We start from the raw sequence: 8,042 nt of genomic DNA on the forward strand, positions 1-8,042 counted from the left end.
GCGACCGTGGCCGCGGACGCGGGGAGCGGACCGATCGTGGTCCTCGGCGCCGGCTACGCCGGGCTCGGCCTGGTGCAGGCGATCGACCGTCTCGCGCGGGGCCGAGCGCCGCTCGTGCTCGTCGACCGCCATCCGCTGCACGTGCTGCGGACGGAGCTCTACGAGGTCGGGCGCCTCGCCCGGGAGGGCGGGGACGCGCGATCGTTCTCGGTGCCGCTCGCCGACGTGCTGGACCGCACCTCGGTCCGCTTCCGGCAGGGCGAGCTACGGTCGATCGACCTCGCGGGCCGGACGGTCGCGCTCGACACCGGGACCCTCGATTTCGGCTCGCTGGCGATCTGCGTCGGCAACGTCGCCGCCTACTACGGGGTCCCGGGCGCCGCCGAGCACACCCACCAGGTCTACCGGCTCTCGGGCGCCCAGCGCCTCGCGGCGGCGCTGCGGGAGGTCGAGCGGCGGTCCTCCGCCCTTCCCGGCGAGGCGCGGCCCCGGGTGGTCGTCATCGGAGGCGGCTCGACCGGCACCGAGCTGGCGTCGGAGATCGCGACGACCGACTGGAGCCGCATCGTCGGAGCGTCGGCGCGCCCGCCCGACGTCTTCCTGCTCACCGGGGCCCTGCCGTTCCTGGCCGGCCTTCCGCCGGCCGTCATCGCGCGCGCGGCCGAGACGCTCCGGCGCGTCGGCGTCACGGTCGTTCGCGGCTACAACGTGACGCGGGTCGAGCCGCAGCGGATCTCGATGGCGGACGGCTCGAGCCTCGCCTGCGATCTCGCCGTCTGGTGCGCCGGCCTGGAGGCGCCCCCGGTCGTCGGCGCGCTGGCGGTGCCGCACGGCCGCGCGGGCCGGCTCGCGGTCGCGCCGACCCTGGAGGTGCCGGCCTGGCCCGGGATCTTCGCGATCGGGGACGTCGTCGAGCTGAGGGATCCCGTGACCGGCGCCCTCGTGCCCAGCACCGCTCAGGCGGCCCGGGCGGAGGCGCGGGTCGCCGCCAAGAATATCCTCGCGCGTCGGGCGGATCGGCCGCTGGTGCCGTTCCGCTATCGCGAACGCGGCCTGATCGTGGCGCTCGGCCGGGGGCGGGCCGCCGGCGCGGTGCAGCACGTCACGATCTGGGGCAGCCCGGCGGCCGTGCTCAAGCGGATCGTGGAGCGGGAGTACGCGGGCCGGGTCGGACGGGGCGAGCCGCCGCGACTCGTCTAGCCGCAAAGCGGCTTATGGCGCGGGAGGCTCGACCCGTCGGATGAAGGCGCTGGTCCTCATCGGCGGCTTCGGCACGCGACTGCGGCCGATCACCTACGCGGTGCCCAAGCAGCTGATCCCGATCGCCGGCAAGCCGCTCCTGTACCATGTCCTCGACCTGCTGCCGGCCGACGTCGAGGAGGTCGTGCTGGCGACCGGCTACAAGGCCGAGGAGATCGCCGGGTACGTGCGGGCCCATCCGCTGCGTTGGCCGGTGCGCACCGTGCCCGAGGCGGAGCCGCTCGGGACCGGCGGCGGGATGCGCCACGCAGGGGACGGGATGTCCGACCCGTTCTTCCTCCTCAACTCCGACGTGATCGCCTCCGCGGACCTCGCCGCCCTGCGCGCCGCGCACGCCGCGCGAACGGGCGTCGGGACGATGGCGCTCTTCGAGGTCGACGACCCGCGCCCGTACGGCGTCGCCGCCCTCGGGCCCGACGACCGGATCACCGCCTTCGTCGAGAAGCCGGAGCCGAAGGACGCGCCGTCGCGCTGGATCAACGCGGGGCTGGCGATCTGGGGCCGCCCGGCGCTGGACGCCGTCCCGCCGGGACGGCCGGTGAGCTTCGAGCGCGAGGTCGTCCCCGGGCTTCTCGAGCGGGGCGTGTACGGGTTCCGCTTCTCGGGGTACTGGGACGATGCCGGGACGCCGGAGCGCCTGCTCCACGCCCAGCGCCTGCTCTTCGATGACCACCGGGGGGGCCCGGGCGGCGTACCCCGGGGGGCGTTCGGCACCGGGCCGGTCAGCGCCCTCGCGGGCGCCCGCGCCGCGGGCGCTTCCTTCGGACGGTACGTGACCCTCGGCGAGGGCGCGGTCGTCGAGGCGGGCGCGCACGTCGAGAACTCGGTGCTGATGGACGGGGTGCACATCGCGCGCGACGCCACGGTCCGCGGATCGATCCTCGGACCCGGCGTGAGGGTCGGCGCGGGACGCGAGGTGACCGGCCAGGTGCTCGGCGAGGGCGCGGAGGTCTAGCTCAGCTCGCCGGCCCCGTCACGACGACCTTGACCGCCGTCTCGGGCCGACGCGCGAGGTCGAACGCCTCTTCGATACGCTCGAGCGGGATGCGATGCGTCACGAGGTCCTCGAGCGGGAGCTGCCCCGAGGCCGCGAGCCGATGGACTTCGGCGATGTCCGGCTCGGTGGTCGCGTACGAGGGAACGAGCCGCACCCCGCGCAGGTACAGCGACTGCAGGTCGCCGTCGAGCCGGCTCTCGGGCTCGGGGAGCCCGAACAGGTTCACGGTGCCCGCGCGCCGCACGATCTCGGTGGCCTGGCGCACGACGGCCGGGGCCCCGGTCGCCACGACCGCGAGATCGACGCCGCGGCCATCGGTCGCCCGATCCACCGCGGCGGCGATGGCGCCCGGTGTCCGGGGATCGACGACGGCGTCGATCCCGCCCGACTCGGCTGCCTGACGGCGCCGCGGTGCGATCTCGCTGCCGCCGACCCAGCCCGCCCCGAGCGCGCGCGCGAGGCGGGCGTAGAGAAGGCCCACCGGACCGAGGCCGAGTACGAACACCGAGCCCTGCGGCGGCAGTCCGACCCTTCGAAGGGCGGTGAGCGCGCATCCGGCCGGCTCGAGCAGCGCGCCCACGTCCCAGCTGATCCGATCGTCCAGCGGCAGCACGGCGCCGCGATCGACGTTCTCGCGGGGGACGCGGAACGCCTCGGCGAAGCCTCCGGGATCGATGTTCGTGCGCGAGAAGGTCGGGCAGAACGTCAGGTCGCCGCGCGCGCACACCTCGCAGGCATAGCACGGGACATGGTGGTGCACGAAGACCCGCTGGCCCAGGGCGAGCCCCTCGACCCCGCTGCCCCGATCGGCGACCCGCCCCACGGGCTCGTGGCCGAGGACGCCCGCGGAGCGGTAGCGCCCCCGCAGCTTCTCCAGGTCGGTGCCGCAGACGCCGCAGGCCGCGAGCGAGACGACCACCTCGCCGGGGCCGGCCGTCGGCGCCGGCACGTCGGAGACCTCGACGCCGCCGCCCGGCGCGAGATGCCCGAACCTCATTCCCGGGCGCGCGCCGCGCCGATCGCGGCGTCGACGATCTCGATCGCCTCGTCGATCTCGGCGCGCTGCACGATCAGCGGTGGGATGTAGCGGATCGTCGAGCGTCCGCACGGCAACAGGATCAGGCCCCGCCGGTAGCTCTCCTCGATGACGCGGTCGCGGAACCGGGGCGCCGGCGCCTTCGTCGAGCGGTCGCGCACGAACTCGGTCGCCGTGAGGAGCCCCAGGCCGCGCACGTCGCCGATCTCCTCGTGGCGCGCCTGCAGCTCGCGCAGACGGCCGAGCAGGTAGTCGCCCTGGAGGCGCGCGTTGTCCAGGAGGCGGTCCTTCTCGAGCACGTCGAGCGTCGCGAGCGCCGCCCGCGCCGCGACCGGGTTGCCCCCGAACGTGCTCGAGTGCGCGCCCGCGACGGGGAAGTCGAGGTCGGCGCGCACGACGACCGCTCCCATCGGCAGCCCGCCCCCGAGGGCCTTGGCCATCGTGACGATATCCGGCACGACCCCGTGGTGCTCGATCGCGAACCACCGGCCGGTGCGTCCCATCCCCGCCTGCACCTCGTCGTCGATGAACAGGATGCCGTGCTCGTCGAGGATCGACTTGATCGTCGGGTGCCAGCCCTTCGGCGGCACGACGTAGCCACCCTCGCCCAGGACGGGTTCGACGATCATCGCCGCGACGTCGTCCGGCGGGATCGACGTCTCGAAGTAGAGCTCCTTCAGGATCTTGGCGCAGTAGAGGTCGCAGCTCGGGTACTCGAGCTGGTACGGGCACCGGTAGCAGTACGGTGCCGGGATGTGGTGGCCGCCGCCGACGAACGGCGCGTAGCGGGCGCGTTGCACCGGCTTCGAGCTCGTCAGCGAGAGCGCGCCCATCGATCGGCCGTGGAAGGAGCCCAGCAGACCGAGCACGATGGGGCGCTGACGATGCCAGCGGGCGATCTTCAGCGCGGCCTCGGCGCTCTCGGTGCCGCTGTTGGTGAAGAACACCTTCTTGGGGAACGCGCCGGGGGCGATCCCCGCGAGGCGCTCGGCGAGCCGCACCTGGACCTCGTAGTAGTAGTCGGTGCCGGCAAAGTGGCTGAGCCGGCCGACCTGGTCGCGCACGGCGCGAACGACCTCGGGGTGGGCGTAGCCGAGCGCGTTCACCGCGACCCCGGCCGAGAAGTCGAGGAGCCGGTTGCCGTCCACGTCCGTGATCCACATGCCGTCCCCGGAGTCGGCCACGATCGGCGCGACCCGGGTCGTGGTCATGAGCGCGGCACGATCGCGGGCGATCAGCGCGAGCGCCTTCGGACCGGGGATCGGGGTCCGGAGCACGACCCCCCGTTTCGAGGGGTCGGGCGCGGACGGCGCGGCGGACGGCGGAGGAGCGCTCTGGCTCATCGGTGCACCGGCCCCTTTACGCGCGGGCTGAGCCTAAAGGCTTGGGGGCCGGCCCGCCGCGCAGCGCGAGTCCAGCGGCTCCCTTTATGCCGTTCCACCGGGGTCGCCCGCGTGGATGGGGGCCGCGCGGGAGAAGGCGGACCGAGAGAAGACCGGGCTCGAGGCGATCCGCGAGGTCGTACCGGGGCGCGCGGTGCTCACCGAGCTCGCCCGCGGCTTCCTGCTCGTCCAGGAGTCGAACCGCGAACGCGCCGTCCAGTTCGCCGCGACGTTCCTGCGCGAATGCACGGGGACCGCGCCGCCCGAGCGGATCGAGGGGACCCGGCCGGTCACGGTCGCTCGGCTGCGGTTCGGCCGGTCGGGACGCGGGCCCGTGGAACCGACGAACGGGCCGCCCTGACGGGCCGGGGGGCCGTCGAGACGGCGCGGGCGCGGACCGCGAGGTAGGCGGCGAGATCGCTCGGGAACGAGCGACGCGTGAGGCATACCCGCACGCCGGCCGGCTCCCCGAAGAACGAGCCCGGGCACACGAGCACGCCCGCCCGGAGGCAACGTCGGCCGAAGGCGCGCCCGTCCGGCCCGATCGACGTGTCGAACACGGTCGACCCACCGCCGCCCCGATCGCCCGGAGTGGCCCGATGCCAGAGGGCCCGGTGTCGGTCGACGAGCCGACGCACGATCGCCAGAAGGCGCTCGCGCTCCTCGAGGATCGTGAGCGCCGTCGCCACGGAGTGCGGCGGCACCCGATCGGTCACGAGCCCGTGGAAGCGCGCGAACGATGCCGCCTCGCGCTCCGGCACCGCGAGAAAGCCGACGCGCAGGACATCCGCACCATACACCTTGGTGAACGAGCCCGTCGACCATAGTCGGGGCCACCCCCAGCGCTGCACGGACGGTTCGCGGGTGAACTCACGGAACGTCTCGTCGACCACCAGGGCCCCGGCGCCGTCGAGCCGTGCGCCGAGATCCTCGCGGGGCGCGAGCCACCCGGTCGGGTTGTTCGGCCGGGACAGGAGCGCGAGCTGCGCCGGCCGGCCCGGGCCCACGAGGCGATAGCCCCACCAGCGGGCCGTGTCGAACAGGGGCGGGTACTCGGGGAATGCGATGCGGCAGGCGCCGACCGGACCGGGACCCTGTCGGGCGAGGTAGGCGATCGCGAGCGCGTTCGCCTCGCTCGCCCCGTGGGTCAGGAACAGCCGATCGTCACCGACGCCGAGCCCGTGGGCGAGGCGTCGACGCAATTCGGCCTCCGAGGCCGTCCGCACCTCGCGCGCGGTCGGTCGCGGCAGCGAGAGCGAGCCGTTCATGCCGCTCTCCGCGAGATGGTGCGGGACCCCCGCGTGGCGGTCGATGTAATCGCCGAGCGGGAAGCCCATCGCCGGCGCGAGCCGGACGTCGGATTAAGCGACCACGACCGAGCGCCCCGGGCATCTGTCGACCGGTCCGCGTGCCGCGGCCGACGGTCGCGAGCCGCCGGTCGCGACGAGGGTCGATCCGGCCGCGAGCTGACTCCCGCTTCGGCGGATCGCGACCGAGGCGAGGATCTCGAGGACAAGGGCCTCCGGCGGGGAGGTTGCTCAAGTGACCGGCCGCCGGCCCGCCGTACGCCCGGGGCGGGCCGAGTGCGCGTGGAGCGGAACGCTCTAAGCGGCGGACGCCGGGGTGCTCGCGTGCGCGCCCCCGCGACCACGACGCCGTCCGTCCAGGTCGGTCCGAACGGCCGCATCCTCGCGCTCTCCGCCGCCTGGTCCTCCGATGGTGCCCGGCGTCGCGCGGAGGCCCGCCGGGCCGGTCGGTGCGTCGAGTGTGGCGATCCCCTCGAGAGCCACCGGAGCACGTACTGCTCGCGGCGCTGCCGATGGAAGTTCCACGGCCACTATTTCTGGGACTCCGCCCGATCGTTCGTGATGCTGCGCGACGGCTACCGCTGCCGGCTGTGCGGCGCCCGACGGCGGGCCCGCGAGCTCGAGGTGGACCACATCCTCGAAATCGCCGCGGGCGGCGCGGCGCTCGAGTACTCGAACCTGCAGACCGTCTGCCGCAGCTGCCACCGGGCCAAGACCACCGCGTTCCGGCGTGGTCGTCAGCGTCCCGTGCCGGTGCCACCCTCGAGCGACCGCTCGAGCGTGGGGATCGAGAATCCGAGCCCGGTCCCGGTGCCGTAGAGCAGCACGGTCTCCCCGCCGCGGATCGCCCGCCGTTCGACCAGGGCCGGCAGGGCCGCGTACGGGGCGGCGGCTTCGGGCGAGGCGGAGATGCCGTGACGATCGCCGAGCTGTCGCATCGCTCCGAGGATCGAGCGGTCCGTCACCCGGATCCCTCCGCCTCCGCTCTCCCGGATCGCCTCGAGGATCCGCTCGCCGGCGAACGGCGCCGGCACGAGGAGCCCGGGGGCCAACGTGCGGGGCTCGTCCCAGCCCGCGACCTGCGTCGCCCCGTCGTCCAGGGCCCGTACGACGGGGGCGCAGCCCTCGGGCTGGATCGCGTACAGGCGGGGGATCCGCTCGAGGAGGCCCAGCGACCGGAGCGTTCGGAAGGCGCGCCACATTCCGATGAGCCCGGTGCCGCCGCCGGTCGGGTAGAGGATCGCGTCGGGGAGGGCGTCCGCGCCCAGTTCCTCGAAGATCTCGAATCCCATCGTCTTCTTTCCTTCCACCCGGTACGGCTCCCGCAGCGTAGAGAGGTCGAAGGCGCTGCGCGCACGCTCCGCCTGCCGGGCGGCCGCTCCCACCTCGCGCAGCGTCCCGGGCAGCGCGATCACCTCGGCGCCGAATGTCCGGGCGGCCTCGGCGATGGACGCGGGCGCCTGCTCGGGGAGGTAGACCCGAACGCGTCGACCGGCGCGGGCTCCGTACGCGGCGAGCGCGACGCCCGCGTTCCCGGCGCTCGGCACGAAGAGTTCCTCGAGGCCAAGCTCCCGGGCTCGCGAAACGGCGACCGCCATCCCGCGGGCCTTGAACGAACCGGTCGGGAGGCCGCCATCGTCCTTCTCGAGGACCCGGATTCCCGGCGCGGCCGAAATCTCTCCGAGATCGAGGATCGGCGACCCGCCCTCCCCCAGGGTGGCGATGTGCCGATCGTCGCGGACGGGCAGCAGCTCCCGGTATCGCCACAGGCTGCGCGCGCGGGCGGGGAGCGCGGCGAGCCAGCGGCGGGGGTCCAGGTGCTCGAGGTCGTACTCCGCGAAGAGCGCCTGCCCGCACGTCGGGCAGACCCCGGTCGGCCGGTCGGGGTCGACGTCGTTGCAGCAGGCCCGGCAGCTCAGCCGCCAGAGCAACGAGCCGGTCGACGTCACGCCGTGGTTCACCTCCGCGGCCGGCGGCGCCCGCGTCCTACCGGGCGCAGGCACCGGGCTCGGATGGGCTCGGCCGGATTCGAGTCCGCACCGTCAGAGAAAGTGCCCGTT

General features: G+C 74.3%; 8 protein-coding genes. 4 read left to right on the forward strand and 4 right to left on the reverse strand.

Annotated elements, in window-relative coordinates:
* The first annotated feature begins 6 nt into the window (after window positions 1-6).
* Window positions 7-1,200, forward strand: a complete 1,194-nt coding sequence (locus VEL82_03065) for an FAD-dependent oxidoreductase (protein HXW66846.1) — start codon at window positions 7-9, stop codon at window positions 1,198-1,200.
* A gap of 40 nt (window positions 1,201-1,240) precedes the next feature.
* The gene (locus VEL82_03070) at window positions 1,241-2,215 is read left to right on the forward strand and encodes an NDP-sugar synthase (GenBank protein HXW66847.1); all 975 of its coding nucleotides are present in this window, start codon (window positions 1,241-1,243) and stop codon (window positions 2,213-2,215) included.
* Window position 2,216: 1 nt separating this feature from the next.
* Here VEL82_03070 and VEL82_03075 read toward each other — a convergent pair whose 3' ends face one another.
* Both VEL82_03075 and VEL82_03080 read right to left on the reverse strand, forming a co-directional pair.
* Window positions 2,217-3,254, reverse strand: a complete 1,038-nt coding sequence (locus tag VEL82_03075; GenBank protein ID HXW66848.1) for an alcohol dehydrogenase catalytic domain-containing protein — start codon at window positions 3,252-3,254, stop codon at window positions 2,217-2,219.
* Entirely contained in the window at window positions 3,251-4,570 is a 1,320-nt protein-coding gene (locus VEL82_03080; GenBank protein ID HXW66849.1) for an acetyl ornithine aminotransferase family protein, read from the reverse strand. The genes VEL82_03075 and VEL82_03080 overlap by 4 nt, the downstream gene beginning before the upstream one ends.
* 181 nt (window positions 4,571-4,751) lie before the next feature.
* Between VEL82_03080 and VEL82_03085 the strand changes: the two genes are divergently transcribed.
* Window positions 4,752-5,036 carry a hypothetical protein gene (locus tag VEL82_03085; GenBank protein HXW66850.1) on the forward strand — a complete coding sequence of 95 codons (285 nt, stop codon included), beginning with the start codon at window positions 4,752-4,754 and terminating at the stop codon, window positions 5,034-5,036.
* Here VEL82_03085 and VEL82_03090 read toward each other — a convergent pair.
* Complete coding sequence (locus tag VEL82_03090) at window positions 4,966-6,012, reverse strand: pyridoxal phosphate-dependent aminotransferase (protein ID HXW66851.1); 1,047 nt, start codon at window positions 6,010-6,012, stop codon at window positions 4,966-4,968. The two genes, VEL82_03085 and VEL82_03090, sit on opposite strands and share 71 nt — an antisense overlap.
* Window positions 6,013-6,306: 294 nt before the next feature.
* Between VEL82_03090 and VEL82_03095 the strand changes: the two genes are divergently transcribed.
* Complete coding sequence (locus tag VEL82_03095; protein HXW66852.1) at window positions 6,307-6,801, forward strand: HNH endonuclease signature motif containing protein; 495 nt, start codon at window positions 6,307-6,309, stop codon at window positions 6,799-6,801.
* On the opposite strand, the gene VEL82_03100 is transcribed toward VEL82_03095, so the two are convergent.
* Window positions 6,720-7,931, reverse strand: a complete 1,212-nt coding sequence (locus VEL82_03100; protein ID HXW66853.1) for a threonine synthase — start codon at window positions 7,929-7,931, stop codon at window positions 6,720-6,722. The two genes, VEL82_03095 and VEL82_03100, sit on opposite strands and share 82 nt — an antisense overlap.
* Window positions 7,932-8,042: the final 111 nt, after the last annotated feature.

This window comes from Thermoplasmata archaeon (assembly GCA_035622275.1).
Taxonomy (GTDB): Archaea; Thermoplasmatota; Thermoplasmata; order Lutacidiplasmatales; family UBA184; genus Lutacidiplasma.